At 57.1% G+C, this 18,970-nt stretch carries 21 protein-coding genes; 13 read left to right on the top strand and 8 right to left on the bottom strand.

Annotated features, from left to right (window positions below; genetic code table 11):
• Positions 1–16: 16 nt before the first annotated feature.
• Both RZS32_RS02035 and RZS32_RS02040 read left to right on the top strand, forming a co-directional pair.
• The gene (locus RZS32_RS02035; protein WP_317055373.1) at positions 17–829 is read left to right on the top strand and encodes a substrate-binding domain-containing protein; all 813 of its coding nucleotides are present in this window, start codon (positions 17–19) and stop codon (positions 827–829) included.
• A gap of 3 nt (positions 830–832) precedes the next feature.
• Positions 833–1,726, top strand: coding sequence for a helix-turn-helix transcriptional regulator (locus RZS32_RS02040; RefSeq protein ID WP_317055374.1), 894 nt, complete (start codon positions 833–835; stop codon positions 1,724–1,726).
• Here the strand turns inward: RZS32_RS02040 and betC are convergent.
• The 5 genes from betC to ychF all read right to left on the bottom strand — a co-directional run bounded on the left by betC (position 1,723) and on the right by ychF (position 7,005).
• Positions 1,723–3,240 (bottom strand): choline-sulfatase, encoded by a 1,518-nt coding sequence (gene betC, locus RZS32_RS02045; protein WP_317055375.1) that lies wholly within the window; start codon positions 3,238–3,240, stop codon positions 1,723–1,725. The genes RZS32_RS02040 and betC overlap by 4 nt on opposite strands.
• Positions 3,241–3,321: 81 nt before the next feature.
• On the bottom strand, positions 3,322–4,518 hold the full coding sequence (locus RZS32_RS02050) for an HlyD family secretion protein (protein WP_317055376.1): 1,197 nt from the start codon (positions 4,516–4,518) through the stop codon (positions 3,322–3,324).
• Positions 4,511–4,900: a hypothetical protein gene (locus tag RZS32_RS02055; RefSeq protein WP_317055377.1), complete on the bottom strand. Its 390-nt coding sequence runs from the start codon at positions 4,898–4,900 to the stop codon at positions 4,511–4,513. Before RZS32_RS02055 ends, RZS32_RS02050 begins: the two co-directional genes overlap by 8 nt.
• A gap of 111 nt (positions 4,901–5,011) precedes the next feature.
• Positions 5,012–5,827, bottom strand: coding sequence for a zinc-dependent peptidase (locus RZS32_RS02060; RefSeq protein ID WP_317055378.1), 816 nt, complete (start codon positions 5,825–5,827; stop codon positions 5,012–5,014).
• 80 nt (positions 5,828–5,907) lie between these two features.
• Positions 5,908–7,005: a redox-regulated ATPase YchF gene (gene ychF, locus RZS32_RS02065; RefSeq protein ID WP_317057834.1), complete on the bottom strand. Its 1,098-nt coding sequence runs from the start codon at positions 7,003–7,005 to the stop codon at positions 5,908–5,910.
• Between the two features lie 172 nt (positions 7,006–7,177).
• Here ychF and RZS32_RS02070 point away from each other — a divergent pair, with 172 nt between their 5' ends.
• The 5 genes from RZS32_RS02070 to RZS32_RS02090 all read left to right on the top strand — a co-directional run bounded on the left by RZS32_RS02070 (position 7,178) and on the right by RZS32_RS02090 (position 12,018).
• Positions 7,178–8,146 (top strand): flavin monoamine oxidase family protein, encoded by a 969-nt coding sequence (locus RZS32_RS02070; protein WP_339106780.1) that lies wholly within the window; start codon positions 7,178–7,180, stop codon positions 8,144–8,146.
• Positions 8,147–8,340: 194 nt separating this feature from the next.
• Positions 8,341–9,132: a tryptophan synthase subunit alpha gene (trpA, locus tag RZS32_RS02075; RefSeq protein WP_317055380.1), complete on the top strand. Its 792-nt coding sequence runs from the start codon at positions 8,341–8,343 to the stop codon at positions 9,130–9,132.
• A 3-nt stretch (positions 9,133–9,135) separates the two neighbouring features.
• The gene (locus RZS32_RS02080; RefSeq protein ID WP_317055381.1) at positions 9,136–9,879 is read left to right on the top strand and encodes a hypothetical protein; all 744 of its coding nucleotides are present in this window, start codon (positions 9,136–9,138) and stop codon (positions 9,877–9,879) included.
• Positions 9,880–9,987: 108 nt separating this feature from the next.
• Complete coding sequence (locus RZS32_RS02085; RefSeq protein ID WP_317055382.1) at positions 9,988–11,154, top strand: alpha-hydroxy acid oxidase; 1,167 nt, start codon at positions 9,988–9,990, stop codon at positions 11,152–11,154.
• Positions 11,155–11,355: 201 nt separating this feature from the next.
• Positions 11,356–12,018, top strand: coding sequence for a 50S ribosomal protein L25/general stress protein Ctc (locus RZS32_RS02090; RefSeq protein WP_317055383.1), 663 nt, complete (start codon positions 11,356–11,358; stop codon positions 12,016–12,018).
• 62 nt (positions 12,019–12,080) lie between these two features.
• Here the strand turns inward: RZS32_RS02090 and RZS32_RS02095 are convergent, their stop codons facing one another.
• Positions 12,081–12,761: an FkbM family methyltransferase gene (locus RZS32_RS02095; RefSeq protein WP_317055384.1), complete on the bottom strand. Its 681-nt coding sequence runs from the start codon at positions 12,759–12,761 to the stop codon at positions 12,081–12,083.
• A gap of 97 nt (positions 12,762–12,858) precedes the next feature.
• On the opposite strand from RZS32_RS02095, the gene pth reads away from it, so the two are divergent.
• From pth to RZS32_RS02120, 5 genes are all read left to right on the top strand, one after another.
• Positions 12,859–13,551 carry an aminoacyl-tRNA hydrolase gene (gene pth / locus RZS32_RS02100; protein WP_317055385.1) on the top strand — a complete coding sequence of 231 codons (693 nt, stop codon included), beginning with the start codon at positions 12,859–12,861 and terminating at the stop codon, positions 13,549–13,551.
• Between the two features lie 94 nt (positions 13,552–13,645).
• Positions 13,646–14,776 carry a serine hydrolase domain-containing protein gene (locus tag RZS32_RS02105; protein WP_317055386.1) on the top strand — a complete coding sequence of 377 codons (1,131 nt, stop codon included), beginning with the start codon at positions 13,646–13,648 and terminating at the stop codon, positions 14,774–14,776.
• A 72-nt stretch (positions 14,777–14,848) separates the two neighbouring features.
• Positions 14,849–15,169, top strand: coding sequence for an antibiotic biosynthesis monooxygenase family protein (locus RZS32_RS02110; RefSeq protein ID WP_317055387.1), 321 nt, complete (start codon positions 14,849–14,851; stop codon positions 15,167–15,169).
• 54 nt (positions 15,170–15,223) lie between these two features.
• Positions 15,224–15,559, top strand: a complete 336-nt coding sequence (locus RZS32_RS02115; RefSeq protein WP_422395931.1) for a DUF2237 family protein — start codon at positions 15,224–15,226, stop codon at positions 15,557–15,559.
• Positions 15,560–15,561: 2 nt separating this feature from the next.
• Positions 15,562–15,957, top strand: coding sequence for a carboxymuconolactone decarboxylase family protein (locus RZS32_RS02120; protein ID WP_317055388.1), 396 nt, complete (start codon positions 15,562–15,564; stop codon positions 15,955–15,957).
• Between the two features lie 119 nt (positions 15,958–16,076).
• Here the strand turns inward: RZS32_RS02120 and RZS32_RS02125 are convergent, their stop codons facing one another.
• A complete protein-coding gene (locus tag RZS32_RS02125) occupies positions 16,077–16,697 on the bottom strand; it encodes a TetR/AcrR family transcriptional regulator C-terminal domain-containing protein (RefSeq protein WP_317055389.1) in 621 nt (206 codons plus the stop codon).
• A gap of 84 nt (positions 16,698–16,781) precedes the next feature.
• On the opposite strand from RZS32_RS02125, the gene RZS32_RS02130 reads away from it, so the two are divergent.
• On the top strand, positions 16,782–18,134 hold the full coding sequence (locus tag RZS32_RS02130; protein ID WP_317055390.1) for a flavin monoamine oxidase family protein: 1,353 nt from the start codon (positions 16,782–16,784) through the stop codon (positions 18,132–18,134).
• Positions 18,135–18,203: 69 nt separating this feature from the next.
• Here the strand turns inward: RZS32_RS02130 and RZS32_RS02135 are convergent, their stop codons facing one another.
• Positions 18,204–18,779 carry a VPLPA-CTERM sorting domain-containing protein gene (locus RZS32_RS02135; protein WP_317055391.1) on the bottom strand — a complete coding sequence of 192 codons (576 nt, stop codon included), beginning with the start codon at positions 18,777–18,779 and terminating at the stop codon, positions 18,204–18,206.
• Between the last annotated feature and the right edge of the window lie 191 nt (positions 18,780–18,970).

Below are 18,970 nucleotides of genomic sequence, written 5' to 3' on the forward strand. Positions count from 1 at the left end.
GAAAGGAGACTTCTTCATGACCTTACTGCGCCTGACGGCCACAGCGTTTGCATTGTGTCTGGCCAATAGTGCAGCCGCGCAAGACACGATCATTGTTCAGTCGACCACATCGACCGCCAATTCCGGGCTCTATGACCACCTTCTGCCGATTTTCGAAGGTGAAACCAGCATTTCCGTAAATGTGGTCGCTGTGGGCACCGGGCAGGCCATCAAAAATGCCGCAAACTGTGATGGCGATGTCCTTTTGGTGCATGCCAAAGCTGCAGAAGAGGCGTTTGTGGCCGCAGGGCATGGGCTGGCGCGGTTTGATCTGATGTATAATGATTTCGTTCTGGTCGGGCCTGCGACAGACCCCGCTGCGGTGCGTGGTATGGCGGACGTGCAAGAGGCGCTGAAGACAATTGCCAAGACCGATGCGCCTTTTGCGTCGCGCGGGGATGACAGCGGAACCCATAAAAAGGAAATGCAGCTTTGGGCAGAGAGCGGCGTGGATCCCCGTGCGTCATCGGGCACGTGGTATCGTGAAACGGGGTCCGGTATGGGCGCCACGCTTAACGTTGGCGTGGGCATGGCGGCCTATGTGATGACGGACCGCGCCACCTGGCTCAGCTTTGGCAACAAGGGCGATTTTGAGGTTCTTGTTGAGGGCGATCCGGATTTGTTCAACCAATATGGTGTGATTGTCGTGAACCCGGAACACTGCCCGAATGTCCAATTGGAGTCTGCGCAGACCTTCGTCGACTGGCTTTTGTCCGATGAGGGGCAAGATGCGATTGGGGCGTATGAACAGAACGGTGCGCAGCTTTTCTTTCCGAATGCAAGCGAATGAACCATGGCTGAAACGGCACAGACAGGCGATCCCGAGTACCTGACCGTCAAGGAGTTGGCCGAGCTTTTGCGCCTCAAGGAGCGCAAGGTCTATGATCTGGCCGCGTCTGGCGAGGTGCCGTGTTCACGTGTCACCGGCAAGTTGTTGTTTCCTCGCAAGGATATTCATGCGTGGATTGATGGTGGGCAGTCGGGCGGCACGCCGCCTCTTGGACGTCGACCAAATGTCTTTCTGGGAAGCCATGATCCGCTTTTGGAATGGGCGTTGCAGCATTCACGATGTGGATTGGCGACGTTTTTCGACGGGAGCCTCGATGGGGTAGCACGTCTGCGCGCCGGAGAGGGTGTGGCGGCCGGGTTGCATGTTTATGACAGCGTGGTGGACGAGTGGAACATTCCCGCCGTCGAGGCCGCGTTTTCTGGGCAAAACATGGTGCTTCTGAGCTTTGCCGCCCGTCGTCGCGGGTTGGTCATGCAGCATGATCTTATGCGGCGCGTGCAGGGTGTGGCTGACCTTAGCGGGCGCCGCATCGTTGAAAGACAACCGGAGTCAGGCACTGCAAGGTTGTTTCAGGATTTACTGTCTCAAGCCGGGGTGAGCACAACGGAGTTCCAAACCGTCGATGTGGCGCGCAACGAGCTGGAGGCAGTCCTGACGGTGTCGCAGGGCGGTGCGGATGTTGCCTTTGGCCTTCAACCTCTGGCGCGTCAGTTCGGATTGGGCTTTGTTCCGGTCATTGAGGAACGGTTTGACCTTTTGGTGGATCGCAAGGCGTGGTTCGACCCCGCCATGCAGAGTTTTGCAGAGTTCTGTGCGAGCAAAGACTTTCAAAGCCGCGCCAAAGATATGGCAGGCTATGACGTGAGCGCATTTGGTAAGGTCCGGTGGAATGGTTAGGTCCGTTTGCTCTCTGAAACAGGCAGGTATTTGAACGCCCAGTCGTTGTAGCTGCCTTCGCCGCGATACCAGGTCACGTCTGATCCGGGCGCTTCCCCATGGTTCCAGCGCGGGCGCGTGGTTTGCAGATCGCCTTTCAGCACAAGCCGCCGTCTTTGCTGACTGCGCATGATGTCCTGACGCAGCGCCTCACTATCCCAGCGTTGCAGGACATAGGCCTGCAACTGCGCCCCTGTCTCGGCGTGGGCGGCCTCCCCGGCCAGATTGGTGCGCTCGTGTGGATCGGCCTCGATGTCAAACAGCAAGGGCGGATCGTCAGCTGAATAAACGTATTTATACGCGCCGCGCCGCACCATGAAGATCGGCGCAGTCGTGGCCTCGGCCAGGTATTCGGCCAGGATGGGGCGATCCGGGTTTGGGTTCTGCAGAAGTGTCGACAGATCCTGACCGTCCAATGGCTCAATGGGGCTGGTCCACCCCTGCCCTTCGGCGATCCCCATGAAGGTGGGCAGCAGGTCCACAAGAGAGGCCGGTGTCGCAACGCGGGATGGTCCGAACGCACCGCCGCTGATGATCAGAGGGATGCGCAAGGCGTGTTCAAAGAAGTGTTTCTTGAACCACATGCCGCGCTCTCCCAGCATCTCGCCGTGGTCAGAGGTAAAGAGGATCACGGTATTCTCGCGCTGACCCGTGGCGTCGAGCGTGGCCAGAACACGGCCAATCATCTCATCGAGGTAACTGATCGAGCCGTAATAGGCGCGGCGGGCGCGGCGGATGTCTTCATCAGAAAAGCGCAGATCGAGCATGCCAAAATCATTCAGAAGCCGCGCGGAATGTGCATCATGATCGTCGGCTTGCATGGCGGGAACCGCAGGAAGAGCGATATCGGCGTCTTCATAGAGGTCCCAGTGTTTCTTTTGGCAAAGATACGGCTCATGCGGATGGGTGTAGGAGACCTGAAGGAAAAACGGACGTGTGTCGTCAGAGCGTGCGAGATCATAAAGGTGCTGGATGGCGTGGAAGGTCACCAGATCATCGAAGTCCATCTGCACAGAACGCTCACAGATGCCCGCGACAGTCACCGCGCGCGCATCGTTTGTGTCGCGGTCGCCTTCATCCCCCCAGTTAGGCACCCATGAGAAATCTGCTGGATAGAGATCCGGGGTCAGGCGGGTCTCAAAGCCGTGGTGCTGATCGGGCCCGATAAAGTGCATCTTGCCCGACAGCGCCGTGTGATAGCCGCTGGCGCGCAGGTAGTGCGCGTAGGTGGGCATGGAGGCGGGCAGCTCTGCGGCATTGTCATAAGCCCCGATTTCGGAACAGAGCCTGCCGGTCGCCATCGACGCACGCGACGGCGCGCAAAGCGGGAAGTTGCAATAGGTGGTCTCAAAAACCGTGCCCTCGCTCGCCAGTTTGTCGAGATTGGGCGCGTGACAAACCGGGTCGCCATAGCTGCGCAGAAACTGCGCGGCCAGTTGATCCACCTGGATGAAAAGGATGTTTGGTCGTGACATTTTTCGCCCCCGTCGCATGACAGGGAAACCGTATGGGACAATGTCCGAAGGGTCCAGTTTGCCAACCGGGCTAAGGTTGCTTTAGTGCCCACCGCCTCCGGCAAGCCCGATGCCTGAGAGGATCGCGCCCCAGACCTTGAGCCGCAGTCCCACGGCTTTGACCACGCCAGTGGCCGCAATGATATGCCCGGTCACGCCCCTCAGGTTGTTGGTGTAGGTCTGAACGATGCATCCGCTGCCATCGAGCATCATCGCCTCGTGCTCAGAATGAAGGAGCTCAAAATAAACCAGCATGGAGCCGCGCGCATTCAGATTTCCGGGTTCCAGAAGGCGCCCGCCGGGCACGACCTGGCCAGTGGCCACGGCAGGTTGGATCGCGACGATCTGGGCGGGCATCACGGCGTTCCGGAAGGACAGGCTTGCGTTGCTGTCACAGGCCACTTCCGCCGGCATGCCCTCATAGAGCGTGGCGCGCGCCACCTGCGAAAAGCCCGCCGTGATGCGCAATGGTGCGTCGGCGTCCCGGTCCGGGATGATGACCATTGCAGGGCTGATAATCAGCGTGGAGGCAGGGCTTCCGACGCTCAGCGCAAGTTGCGTGACCACCCCATCATTGAATGCATGCACTTCGGTTTGGTCCACCGACACCTGTGCCCGCTCTACGGCGGTTTCCGCCGCCGCGCGTTGGGCCGGAATGGCTTGGGAAATGTCGTTTTGCGCCAAATCCACCTGCGCGTCTGCCGCGGCCAGTTCCGCCTCGGCAACAGCGACAGACGCCTCAAGTTCGCGCACGGCGTCGCCACTGCCGACATTGCGTTCGAAAAGCGATTGTGCGTTTGAAAGATCGACCTTGAGCTTGTCCAGATTGGCCTGTGCCTGTGCCACACCAGCTTGCGCGACGATCAGGGAATCCTGCGCTTTGACCTCTGCGGCGGCCAGAGTGTCCAGCTCTGCCTTGGCCTGAGACAAAGCCGCCTTTTGCGCACTGTCTTCAATACGGAAAAGCACATCGCCCGCCGCGACCCTCTGACCGTTGTGCACGGCGACTTCTGTTACCGGGCCGCTGGTCTGCGCGACCACCGACACCGTGCGGAAGGGCAACAGGCCGGTGTAGGATTTCGGGTGGAAGTAGAAGATCACCATGAAGAGGAAAAACGCCATTATAGCCCAAAGGAACACGGCGGTGCGCATGTTCCAGACGGTGATGGCCTCTCCTCGGCGCTTGAGCTGAAAATACCTGATGATGGCCGGGAAGGATGTCAGAAGAAGTTCAAACACGTTCGGCCTCTTCTGCTTGGGGTTCCGGCACCGGCTCAGGTTCGACCATCGGCTCCGGCACATCGCGCCGGCCCAGGTTGAATCGTGACCAGTCCGCCATGAGGGCAATCAGAATTGCGCTCAACGGCAGCAGGATGTTAAAATGAGACAGCGGGAAAAGCTCGTAGAGCAACGCGATCGTCAGCATCGTCGGAATGGTCTTGGCCAGTGGCGTGCCTTTGGACTGATGCTCAGCCCAGCGATCAAAGGCCGCATAGAGCGTCACGATCCCGTAGATTGCCAGCAAGATGAGCGCGATGGAAAACCACGCAAATGTATCGGATTCTCCGGGGGCTACAAACCATGATGGATGTGCATGCCCGTGACTTGACTCAGCTGCCATATGTCCCTCTTTCGGCGCGACTCTTTGGCTGAGCTTGACCCAGATAGCGCCACAAGGAAAGGACGTAAATCGGAACCGCTCTTCTTCCAGAGCTAGAAAGCAGACAAGGCGTCACTGCCACGTCGCCGGGTCGAGTTGCAAAAGCTCTGACAGCTGCGCATAGACCTCAGGCTCTTCGCTTTGCAATTGGGTCGCCTTTTCAAAAAAGACTTCCACGGCAACGGCAAAGAACTCTTCATGGTTGGTGGCGGCATATGGGCTTAGGACCGTGTTTCGGCCTGCCTCTGTCTTTTTGACATGACGCGCATAGGCTGTGGTGAAAACCTGTTCCCAGTCAGCAAAGCTTTGACCATTGGCCAAGAGCGGCGCGCCATCGGTATGACCGGACAGGCCGTCAAGCTGATGGGCAAATTCATGCAGCACAACATTGTGGCCATCCTCGGTATTGAGCGCGCCTTGTTTGGAGTGGGCCCAGGACAGGATCACCGGCCCATATTGCCAGCTTTCCCCGGACCGCACGACCTCAGATTCGCGCACGACATAACCGTCATGTTCTTTGGTTTTGGATTTGAACGCGCCGGGATAAATCAGAATGGTGCGCAGATGGTCGTACCAGGCGTCTGTGTTGAGCACCAAGAGACAGGCTTGCGCGGCAATGGACAATTCCATCTCTTCGGTGACATCAAGCCCGTTGCAGCCGATGAACTCAACCTGATCCAGGAACAGGTTCATCTTGCCTTCCAGGCGGGTTTGCATGTCAGGCGGCAGGTTGCGCAGCAGCGGCACGCTATCCGCCACAATCTCGCGTTCTGTATCTGACAGCCCAGCCTGCAAAAGCTGTTCACGATACTCGGCCCTTTTGCGCCTGCGATAGAGCAACACGCCCAGAGCGATGCAGATCAGACCGAAGATAAAAAGGAGGGACATAAAAGACCTGTACCTGTGTGCCGAAATCTTGAAAAGAAACCGGTTCGGAAACTTTTCAAGTTTTCGGTACGCGGGATCGCTCAGGTATTAAACAGGAAATGCAGCACGTCGCCGTCCTTGACGATATACCCCTTACCTTCGGCGCGCATTTTGCCAGCTTCCTTGGCCGGTTGTTCACCGCCCAGTTCGACATAGTCGTCATAGGCAATGGTTTCGGCCCGGATGAAGCCCTTTTCGAAATCACCGTGAATGACACCTGCAGCCTGCGGGGCTGCTGTGCCGCGCCGGATCGTCCAGGCGCGGGCCTCTTTGGGGCCGGCGGTAAAGTAGGTCTCTAGCTGCAAGAGGTCGTAACCTGCGCGAATGAGCCGGTCGAGACCGGCCTCCGTCAGCCCCATTTCCTCCAGGAACATGACAGCTTCGTCTTCGTCCAGCTGACTGATCTCTTCTTCGATCTGAGCCGAGATCACCACATGCGCCGCCCCCTGATCCTCGGCCATCTTGGCCACAGCGGCCGAGTGGTCATTGCCCGAGGCGGCACTCCCCTCATCCACATTGCAGACGTAGAGAATAGGTTTAGTTGTCAAAAGCTGCAGGTTTTTCCACGCCTTGGCATCTTCGGCATCCACCTCCACCCTGCGGGCCGGTTTGCCGTCTTCGATCATCGCCTGCGCGGCGGCCAAAAGCCGGTCCTGCTGCACCGCTTCCTTATCATTGCCTTTGAGCTTGCGCACCAGACCCGCGCGACGTTTCTCAATGCTTTCCAGATCGGCGAGCATCAGTTCGGTCTCGATGACGTCTGCGTCCTCAACCGGGTTCACACGCCCCTCAACATGGGTCACGTCGCCATCCTCAAAACAGCGCAGCACATGAGCGATGGCATCGACTTCGCGGATATTGGCCAGGAACTGATTGCCCAAACCTTCACCTTTGCTCGCCCCTTTCACAAGACCGGCGATGTCCACAAAGGTCATACGCGTCGGGATCACTTGTTTAGACTGGGCAATCTCGGCCAGCTTATCGAGCCGCGCATCGGGTACAGCGACCTCACCCACATTGGGCTCGATCGTGCAAAACGGAAAATTCGCCGCCTGCGCCGCAGCCGTTTTGGTCAGCGCGTTAAAAAGCGTCGACTTGCCCACATTGGGCAGCCCCACGATTCCCATTTTGAAGCCCATGATCCGATCCTTGATGCCTGCCAAAACTTGCCGCCTTCTAGGGTGTCCGACGGGGTGTCGCAAGCCCGCTGTCAAAGCGGCATGCTTGACCTGCACGCAAAAGATGTCATGTGTTTGTCTGCCGCCCTTTTCTATCTATCAGTAGATACATTCAAAGAGGATCCCCACCGCTATGTCTCACTTTGACGCCATTGTCATAGGAGGGGGTCTGTCAGGGCTCGCGGCCTGCGTCTTGCTAGAGGAGCGTAATCTCTCGGCCTGTCTCATCGAAGCCCGGGGTGATCTGGGTGGGCGCGTCCGGTCTTTTACCGACCCAGACGGCGGCTTTGCCGGAGATGCCGGACCAAGCTGGGTCTGGCCAGGGTATCAACCCACCGTGGCACGCTGGCTCAAGCGGCTCGATTTGCCCATTTTTGAGCAATACGCCCAAGGGGCGGGCCTTCTGGATTACGGACCCCAACGCGAAGTCGAGGCCCGGATGCTGCCACATCAGGCAGGGTCCTATCGGCTGGAGGGCGGCACGGCGCGGCTGGTCTCGGCAATGGCCGACCAACTGTCGCGCACGCAGCTGAACTTGAACACGCCCGTGACGTCGATCGCAGTGGACGGCAACGGCGTCACCGTCACCACATCCGACGGCACGCATGACGCACCCCGGGTGCTGTTGGCCCTGCCGCCCAGGCTTGCCGCCAGGCTTCGCTGGACCCCCGCACTGCCTGCCGCGCTCAAGCAGGATCTGACATCTGTACCGACCTGGATGGCCTCGCAGGCCAAGGTCGTCCTGCGCTATGACAGACCGTTCTGGCGCGACAAGGGCCTCTCGGGGCGCGTGCTTAGTCAGGCTGGCCCCTGTGGCGAAATCCATGACCTGTGTGATCCCGGAAGCACGCAGGGGATTTTGTTTGGGTTCTTGAACTGGCCAGTGGAGATGCGACAGCTCAGGGCAGACGCGCTCAAACATGCCGTTCTGGATCAGCTTACGCGATGTTTTGGACCCGAGGCGGAGGCAGTTCGCGGGCTTGAGATCTTTGACTGGGCGCAAGAGCCCTTTACCACAGATGCACTCGACCTTGAGGGCCCGTTTCGGCACCCTGATCCCCCCCGCGCCGGCTTCAGAATGTGCAATGCGACGGGCGCGTGATGTTTGCTTGCGCTGAATGCTCAAGTCAGTCACCGGGATTGATCGATGGGGCACTGGATGCGGCCGAGCAGGCCGTGACGCATCTTATGGCACGCCAACTCTGAGCCGATAGGTCCCAAGCCCGTCTGCATTATGGGCATTGATTTTATGGCCTCTATTTGGCAAGGGCGGTGGGATTAGCAAGGAAACGCCATATGACCCGCATCGACGCCAAATTCGCAGAGCTCACCGCCGCCGGAAAGAAAGCCTTTGTGGCCTATGTCATGGCGGGTGATCCGGATTATGAGACATCGCTGGAGGTGGTCAAAGGTCTGCCGGAGGCTGGCGTAGACATTATTGAGCTGGGCCTGCCCTTTACCGACCCGATGGCCGATGGGCCCACCATCCAACTTGCCGGGCAGCGCGCGCTTGAGGCGGGCATGACGCTGGAGCGGACGCTGCAGATGGCGCGTGAGTTTCGCAAAACGGATGACAGCACGCCAATTGTAATGATGGGGTATTACAACCCGATCTTTAACCGGGGCGTTGAGCAGTTCCTGAGTGATGCCAAAGCGGCAGGCATTGACGGGCTGATTGTGGTGGATTTGCCGCCTGAGGAAGACGACGAGCTGTGTATTCCCGCGCAGAAGGCGGGGCTGAATTTCATTCGCCTGGCCACACCCACAACAGATGACAAGCGCCTGCCGAAGGTGCTTCAGAACACGTCCGGCTTTGTCTATTACGTGTCGATCACCGGCATCACAGGCGCTGCGGCAGCGGAGGCTGCGGATGTGGCCCCAGAGGTGGCGCGCATCAAGGCGGCGACAGACCTGCCTATCGTTGTGGGCTTTGGGATCCGCACGCCAGAGACCAGCCGAGAGATCGCAAGCGTGGCGGATGGGTGCGTTGTGGGATCGGCCATTGTGGCCAAGCTGGGCGATGGAAATAGCCCCGCAGATGTCCTGAACTTTGTGCGTGGCCTCGCGGATGGCGCGCATACTGCTTGATTGATGCGTGCGGAACCAACACCCATTTGGGCCGGTGCCTGGGAGCTGTTTCGTAGAAATATCTCGCTTTTGCTTGCAATTTCCGTAATCGAGCTTTTGATCGAGATCGCCTTTGGATGGTCCTATGACGGCTTTCTGACTCTCATCAGTATCGTTGCCTTCGTTACTACGACGATGATCTCCGCCTACGTTGTTCATATCTCGGCGCTGACAGGCCAAAGGTTTTCAGCGCGTGACCTGATGCGCGGCACTGTGGTTCCAAACACAGCTTTCACAGTCGTTTTTGTTGCCGTGGGCGTGGCTCTTGCTCTGTCTTTGATTGGGGTTGAGCGTTTGTTCTCTCAACACGGCGACCTGATTGCGCCCCTCATCGCCCTGGTCGCGGTTTTCGCAATTTATTTTGCTTTTCTCTGTCGCTTTGGCACGATTTTCCCAGCGGCTGCATATGACGGAGACTGGAGCTTTACTCAGGCTTTCGCGCGGGGGCGCGGCACCGCCTGGACACTATGCAAGGCTTTGTTAGCAGGCGCTGTTGTTGGCAATCTGGCCATGGTCTTCCTCGCCGCCAAGCTGGAGTCTTTTGACGTTTCTATCTATGTTTGGCTCGAAAACGACACCTTTAGCCTTGTAGGCATGTTCACCGCATTTCTGATCTATCTCGGCTATAAATTTGTGACCGTTCTCGGGGTGATCGCCTTTTGCAATGCCTATCGAAGCTCAGGGATGAATTCGACTGAAGCCCGATAAAGCTGCTACGTTCATGCCCGCCCACAAGCCCGAGGCAGGACGCCGCATAGACAAAAAACATTTATTTCGATATTGGTAAAAAAACTTTACCAATACTGGAACATGGCCATGCCCGTCATCACCTCAATCGCCGACCTCAAACGCATCTATGAACGCCGGGTCCCACGGATGTTCTACGACTATGCCGAAAGCGGCAGCTGGACCGAGCAGACATTCCGCGAGAACACATCGGATTTTCAGGACATCTACCTGCGGCAGCGGATTGCGGTCGACATGTCTAACCGTTCAACCGCCACGCAGATGATTGGACAGGATGTGTCCATGCCCGTGGCGCTGGCACCTGTCGGGCTGACAGGGATGCAAAATGCGGATGGCGAAATCAAAGCGGCACGGGCGGCTGAAAACTTTGGTGTGCCGTTTACACTGTCCACCATGTCGATCTGTTCGATCGAGGATGTGGCCGAGAACACCACAAAGCCGTTCTGGATGCAGGTCTACACGCTCAAGGATGATGATTTCATGCAGCGGCTGTTTGACCGCGCCAAGGATGCTCAATGTTCCGCAGCTGTCATCACAGTCGACCTTCAGGTGCTGGGCCAGCGCCACAAGGACCTCAAGAACGGGCTGAGCGCGCCGCCCAAGCTTACGATGAAGTCCATCGCCAACATGATGACAAAGGTGCAATGGGGCCTGGGCATGCTAGGCACGAAACGGCGGTTCTTTGGCAATATCGTGGGGCATGCCAGCGGTGTGACCGACCCGTCCTCGCTCAGTTCGTGGACAGCGGAAGCATTTGACGAAGCACTCAATTGGGACCGCATCCGACAGTTTCGCAAGATGTGGGACGGACCGCTCATTATCAAAGGCATTATTGATGCGCGCGATGCCAAAGAGGCGCTCAATGTCGGGGCCGATGCGATCATCGTTTCCAACCATGGCGGACGGCAGTTGGACGGCGCGCTTTCGGCCATTCGCGCCCTGCCCGAGATCATGGATGCGGTGGGCGACAAGATCGAAGTGCATCTCGACAGTGGGATCCGCACTGGCCAGGACGTATTGAAGGCCATCGCCCTGGGCGCCAAGGGCACCTATATCGGGCGCGCCTATGTTTACGGTCTGGGGGCTATGGGTGAGGCGGGCGTGACCAAGGCGCTTGAGGTCATTCACAAAGAGCTTGATATCTCCATGGCGTTTTGTGGGCATACCGACATCACCAAGGTTGATCGGGATATCTTGATGATTCCAAAGGGTTTCACAGGTGACTGGATGGCGTGATTTGAGTATTTTTGGAACAGTGAAGGCCAAAGCATCTGCAGCTTCATCATTCCTCAAATACTCGTAGTCCAGCGCTGAACAGGGGCGCTGTGCCATATTGTGTAGATTCCGCTTCCCAACCTGCCCAATCCGGTCTATATGCGCGACTTCACGCGGGGCTACAGCCTTGGAGGAGCCCCGCCCTAGATATGGAGAATACATATGGCTGGAGAAATTCCTGATCTTCACGCCCAGGAACGCACGGGGACGGGCAAGGGCGCCGCTCGTGCAGCACGCCGCGAGGGCATGGTTCCGGGGATCGTTTTTGGGGGCGACACTGACCCGCTTCCGATCAACATTCCGTTCAATGAGCTTCTGAAAAAGCTCAAGGCCGGACGGTTTAAGTCGACATTGTTCAACCTCAAAGTGGATGGCCATGACGATGTGCGCGTGATCTGCCGCGATGTGCAGCGCGATGTGGTCAAGGACCTGCCGACGCATCTTGATCTGATGCGGTTGCGCCGGACCACCAAGATCAACCTCTTCATCACAGTTGATTTTGTCGGCGAAGACGATTGTCCCGGCATCCGCAAAGGCGGTGTTCTGACCGTTGTTCGTAACGAGATCGAGCTGATGGTGACGGCCGGTGATATCCCGGAAAGCGTGACCGTGAGCCTTGAAGGTCTGAATGTTGGTGACAACGTGACCATCAGCCAGATTGAGTTGCCAGAAGGCGCCAAGCCGACGATTGATCGGGACTTCGTGATCTGCAACATCTCTGCCCCATCGGCGCTGAAATCTGATGAAAACGCAGAGGATGAAGACGGCGAAGCGACTGAGGCCACCGAAGCGCCGGCCGAAGAAGAGGCCGCCGCGGAAGAGTAAACGTCTGTTCGTATCCTTGTATGTTTTTCAGAAACGCGGAGCGCTTAGGCCTCCGCGTTTTTTTATGTGCCGCGCACTCGGCGGAAGCAGAGGATACGCCCGCGCGACGGGCCGGTGTCATACGTGAGGCCAGAGGCTGACATGCAATCCACGATCTGTTTGATCACTGCGTCAGGATATTGCTTGGGGTGCAGCTCCATGATCACGGTGAGCACGTGATCAGGCCAGGGATCATCAAACAGAAACCTTTCGGCCCCTTCGACATCCATGATGATAACCTGCGATTTGAACTCCGCCAAAAGCGCTGGCAACGGCAGAGCAGGCACTGAAACCACGTCGGCAGCATCACTTGTTTCATCAGCAATGCGTCCGGCCCAGAAAGCTTTCTTGGGATCAAAGCCCAGATCGCCCGTCTCATCAGTTCCCCCAATGATGGCTCCGTGCATGAGTCGCAGCTTGTGAAACCCGTTGGTTTTCAGATTGCGCTTGATCACTGGCAAAAGCGCCGGGTTGGCTTCGACTGAAACAACCTGTTCCGGTCCCGCCGCACGTGCCGCGACAGAGCTGACATAGCCAAGGCCAGCCCCCAGTTCGAGCACGCGCTGCCCTGGTTTCACACGCATTTGCACAGCGCGGGCCTCATGTGCCTCATACCCGCCTGAGGCAAGTTTGCCTGCAATGCGGTCGTTGAGAATCTGACCCGGCACATGCAGGGTTATCCCGTCAATTTCATATTCCGCCATGTGCTGCCCCTGCCCTGTTTTGGCCGCGCCGACCTGGTTTGTTGATTCACACGCGCTCGCGGCGTAGACCATCCATACCAAATTCAGGACAACGGCAATGCTGCTTTTTGTAGGTCTGGGCAATCCGGGCGACAAGTATTCCAAGAACAGGCACAATATCGGGTACATGGCCGTGGACCGGATTGCCGAGGATCATGGGTTTGGTCCATGGAAATCCAAGTTTCAGGGCATGCTGTCGGAAGGGCGTCTTGGCTCTGAAAAGGTTCTGCTTTTAAAGCCGGAAACATTCATGAACCTGTCTGGCCAATCCGTGGGTGAAGCCATGCGGTTCTACAAACTGGATGCAGAGGACGTGACCGTTTTTCATGACGAACTGGACCTGGCGCCCGGAAAGTGCCGGGTCAAACGGGCCGGCGGGCACGCAGGGCATAACGGATTGCGGTCGATCCATCAGCATATCGGGGAACACTATCAGCGCGTGCGGCTGGGCATCGGGCATCCGGGGCAAAAGGATCTCGTGGCCCGTTATGTTCTGCAGGATTTTGCCAAGGCCGATCAGGAATGGCTAGATCCGCTTTTGTCCGGCCTTTCAAACGGGGCGGCCGAGTTGGCCAAAGGACATAATGACAGGTTCCTGAATGCGGTTGCGCAACAGGTTGCACCGCCTCGGTCTTCGACGTCCAAAGCACCGCGCTCTGCCAAACCGCGACACGAAGAACACACACCCATATCAAATCCTGGAGAGGACACACGTTCGTCCTTGCAGAAATTACTAGACAAGTTCAGATAGATACGCGTGTATCAGATGCTCGTTTTGGGCGAGTAAGTTTGTTTGGTAAGGGAGCCCAGTTGTGCGAAACACTGTGAAATGGGCAAGAAGAACAATGGTCTTCGCCGTGCTGGCAGCCTTGTTCGTCGGCGTGCTCATGCGAGAAGAGATCTACCGCCTTGTCGCCGTGAACACGCTCTTCGAAAAAGACAAAATCGTTGAAAACTTTTCCTCTCTGGACAAGGCGTTTCGCTCACAGCCGATCTCACGCGGCGATTTGCCAGTTTCCGAGCTGCCACAGGGCACCAAAATTGCACTGACCGACGACATCATTGCGTGGATCAATGAGCGCACTGTCACATCGTTTCTTGTTCTACACAAAGGTCAGATTGTTCATGAAAGCTATCATCTGGATACGAAAGCCGACGACCTTCGGATCGGGTGGGCGCTGTCCAAACCTTATATATCGGCCCTTATTGGCATCCTTCTGAGTGAAGGCACGATCAAGGCGCTGGAAGATGAGGTTGTTGAGTATGTCCCGACGCTCAAGGGCACGGCCTATGACGGCGCTAGGGTTGTCGACCTTTTGCAGATGACAAGCGGCGTTGCGTTCAACGAAGATTATCTTGATTACGACGCTGACATCAATCGCATGGGACGTGAGCTTGCTCTAGGCGGCACGATGGATGAGTTCGCGACCAGCCTTTTGGAGAAACGCGGAGAGCCGGGTGAAGACTGGCTTTACGTGTCCATAGATGCGCATGTTCTCGCCATGGTGCTGCGCTCCGCGACAGGCAAACCCATGACCGAACTGCTGGCAGAAAAGCTCATAAAACCCATGGGGTTGGAGGTTGGACCCTATATTCTGGCCGATAGCAATGAGGTCGCCTTTGCCCCCGGTGGGATCAACAAGACAACCCGCGACTTCGCCCGCTTTGGACTGATGTATGAACAGAATGGCAAGCTTTCAGGTAGACAGATCGTACCCAAGAATTGGGTCGAGGTGTCGACCATGCCTACGGCGCCAACCGCACCGGGCGAGTTGGGATACGGGTATCATTGGTGGGTGCCCGCGGATGCCGAACCGGGGCAGTTCATGGCGCATGGGATCTACGGGCAATACATCTATGTTGATCAGACACGTGATCTGGTGATCGTAACCACTGCGGCAGACCACAGGTTCAACGAGCCGGGAACTCACGAAAGCAATCTCAAGCTGTTTCGACAGATCGCAGACACGCTTTAACGCCTCACGACTTGCCGCGCTGTCGCGCATTGTGCAGGATGCCTGTACAGATGCATGATGCGGGATTTTGACATGAGCTACATCGCAATGAACCGGTTTCAGGTGAAAACCGGCGCTGAGGCGCAATTCGAAGAGATGTGGCGCTCGCGCGAAAGCCGGCTCAAAGAAACGCCGGGATTTCAAGAGTTTCGTCTTCTCAAAGGGCCTGAGGGAGATGGCTTTTGCCTGTATTCCAGCCACGTGGTGTGGGCCAGCCGCGCTGATTTCGAGGCCTGGACCAAGTCGCAGAATTTCCGCGATGCGCATAAAGATGCGGGGCGGTCCAAAACGCAGGATGCATTGATGGGACCGCCGCAATTTGAGGGCTTTGAAACAGTGCTGCACGAGGTCTGAAACCATGGCGATGAAAATGGACACATCCGTCAACGTGCTGGGGGGCGGCTGGAGTTGTGCAGCAATGACCCAAAGACCGGCTTTTTCCGCGACGGGCATTGCAACACCTGTGCGGAGGATCACGGCAGTCACACGGTCTGCGCCTTGATGACGGCCGAGTTCCTGGCGTTCTCCAAATATGTCGGCAACGACCTCAGCACGCCACGGCCAGAGTTTGGATTTGCCGGTTTGAACCCCGGAGATCAGTGGTGCCTGTGTGCCTCACGCTTTCTGCAAGCCCACGACGAAGGATGCGCCCCGAAGGTACGGCTTGAAGCGACGCATGCGCGGGCGTTGGACATTATTCCCTTAGAAGTTCTCAAACAACATGCGGCGGAGGCTCAGGGATAAGAATGGCCACGGTCACACTGATTTCCGATGAAGAGGCCACTCCAGAAGTGCGCGCTGTATATGACGATATTCGCACCACACGCGGCGGTGATTTCATCAACAATTTCTGGCGCGCTTTGGCGCATGATCCGGCTTTGCTCAAGGCGACGTGGGAGAGGCTCAAGGCCGTGATGGGGCCGGGCGAGATTGATCCGCTGACCAAGGAGATGATCTATATCGCGGTGTCTGTTGCGAACTCATGTGAATATTGCGCGCATTCCCATACCGCTGCGGCCAAGGCCAAAGGCATGACAGAGGCGCAGCATGGCGAGCTGCTTTCTGTGATCGGGATGGCCAGTCAGACAAACGCGTTGGCCACCGCACTTCAAGTGCCGGTGGATGACGCCTTCAAGGTCTGACGTCATTAAAGCGTTTCGCGATTAACCTGACCAACAGATGGTCGCGAAACGCAGCGCGACACTCAATCGTTGCACGCGCCTCACCTTTTGCTGACGTCTCAGGTTAAAGACGAAACGCTTTAGTCCAACTGCGCCTGCAAACCATTCAGTAAAACGTTTAGTCCGAATATGAAATCCGCGTCTGTGTCGGGCGCGGTTATCTCATCGACCAGGCTGTTGACCATGTCGTAATCACCGCCTTCCAGGCTTTTGATCAACGCATTGCGATCTTCCGGCTCCAGCCAGCCGCTGATCTCGTCCACGGCAAAGGCCTCGGTATACATCAAAAGCAGGTTGGCAGATTGTACGGTGGCTTTGCGCCCGAACCCCGCCTCTGACAAAGTTCTGTAGAACGCCTCGTGCAGGTTATGTTCGGCGGGCACCCATTTTTCGTAGGTTTCGTAAATCCGAAAGGCCCCGGGATGCCTGTTGGCCAAGGCCCGCAAGCTTGAACACAGGTTACGCAGATCCTGTTGCCAGTTCCCTGTCGCCTGAGGGATGTCGCACTCTTCCATGAGCGCCTGCATCACCGCGTGGATCAAGGCGTCTTTATTGGCATGGTGGTGGTAAATGGCCATCGGGTCCACGCCCAGTTCAGCGGCCAACTTGCGCATGCTGAATCCTTTTTCACCATGTTTATCAATCATCTGCATGGCTGCAGCGGCGATACTGGGACCAGACAGTTTTTCGCGCTTGTTCATACCGGACCCTCGGTTCGTTTGACTTACTCTACGGTGTAGAGTAATTTTCCTCTACACCGTAGAAAATGATAGAGGAAACTTGCCATGCCGTCACGCCATCACTCTACTGCTCGGTCCGATTTCGACCGACGTCGCTTTCTGAAACTCAGCTCGGCAAGCGTGCTTCTTCCCGGTTTTGCCTATGGCCAGTCCTCTTTTCCCAGCAACCCGGATGTCGTGACCGTCGGCGCAGGGGCGGCAGGCATCGCTGCGGCGCACAAGCTGCGTGAACGCGGTGTGAGCTATGTGCATGTCGAAGCCGCCGCTCAAGTGGGCGGGCGCGTGATCACCGAAACGGGTACGTTCGGTATGCCCTATGACGTTGGGGCGCATTGGGTGCAGAATGAAACGCGTAACCCGTATTTCGAGCGGGCCAAATCCTCGGGCGGGCGGTTCTATCGCGCCCCGGAAGAATACGGAATTTACAACGAAAGCGGCCCTGCCTCTGAGGATGAAATCGCAAGCATGTGGGAGGCATGGGAAGCGGTCGAGGGGGCCATTTCCAAAGCCGGGAAATCCCGTCAGGATGTCGCGCCTGCATCCGTTGCACCAACCGACAACCCCTGGTCTCAAACAGGGTGGTTTGGGATCGGCTCCTGGGAGATGGGCAAGGATATGGACGCGTTTTCCTGCCTCGATTGGTGGGAATCTGCGGGCAGCAACGACTGGTATTACGCCGATGGGTACGGAACGCTGGTGGCAAATCATGCCAAGGGGCTTGATGTGGCGCTCAACACCGCCGTGACGAAAATCACCTGGGGCGGCGATGGGGTTGAAGTGGAAACCACAGGCGGCACCATCCGGGCCAAGGCGGTGATCCTGACCGTTTCAACGGGGGTTCTGGCGGGAGAAGGCATCGCGTTTGATCCGCCTCTTCCGGTTGAGAAACAAGAGTCGTTCAACGCGATTTCGATGGGGTTCTACAACCACATCGCCTTGCATTTCAGCGAGGACATCTTTGGCCTGGGTGAAGATGGCTACGTCCTGCACAAGGTCGATGACAGTTTTGAGGCGTTCGGCGTATTGGTCAATGCAAGCGGAACCGGGCTGGCCTATTGCGATGTTGGCGGGGATTTCGCGCGGGAGCTTGAGCTTGCGGGTGCCGATACGGCCATGGACTTTGTGGTTGGAAAACTACGCAACCTCATTGGCGCTGACGTGGACAAGTACCTCACCAAAGGCACTGTATCCGAGTGGGGCAAAGACCCGTTTGTGCGCGGCTGCTATGCCTCGGCCGCTCCCGGTGGATTTCCCATGCGCGAGGTTCTGCGCCAACCGGTTGGGGACCGCATTTTCTTTGCAGGAGAAGCCTGTCACGAAGACATCTGGGCCACGGTGGGCGGGGCGGATGTCACGGGGACACGAGTGGCAGAAGATTTAGCGGATCTTTTGGTTTAGTCAGGAAACCATTGCCAATAAGAAAAGCCGCCGGAAGTGGCGGCTTTTCCTGTCTTATTAATTAGATGTTCAGGCGCTCTTTTTGCGAAACACCACAAGACTTCCAAGTGCTGCGAGCAACATCCAAGCTGCTGCTGGAAGTGGTACGTTCGATGGTGGCGGAGGAGGCGGCGGTGTGCCGTCGCCCTTGTACCAAGCGTTGATGTGCGAGAAGCCATTTACCTGCTGGCCTTGGCCATTTGAGCCCAAGGTGCCCCACGTTCCAGAGAGATCTTTGGACAGATCAAGCACATAGAACGCAAAGGACCGCGCTTGTTTAAGGGCCAGCGCTAGATGTGTGTAACCGCCCGTATTGGTGATCGACCAACTCTGACCACTCAGCATCAAGTCGATATTTCCAGTGCCATCGCCGGTGTCGTCATCTCCGAGCGTCCAGCCGTTTAATGTTCCATACCCCATTGCGCCTTCGTCATTTCCGACACCGCACCCTTCAGGCGTCAAGAACATGCCATCCTGCGTCGCTGCATAAGTTACAGATCCACAGACCGCTGCCGATGCCGATGCCGGTGATGCAAAGAAACCAAACGCAGAAATAATCGCCGTTACAGCGAAAAGCTCTGCGAATCTGCGAAAAGTCCCTACCATTACGCCCCCTAGTTTACGAAGTAAATCGTTGAATTTGTTTTGTTTAAGGCGTCGTTCCACGACCTCACGACGACGTTACCACAATTTCGCCACATTTCACAATGTCGTGACCTTTCCAAACTGGAACAAATTGTTTCATTTGATGAAACAATTCAGAAGTCCGATTACTTTGACCCGAACGCAAAACCAAA

The organism is Roseovarius sp. W115, assembly GCF_032842945.2.
In the GTDB taxonomy this organism is placed as follows: domain Bacteria; phylum Pseudomonadota; class Alphaproteobacteria; order Rhodobacterales; family Rhodobacteraceae; genus Roseovarius; species Roseovarius rhodophyticola.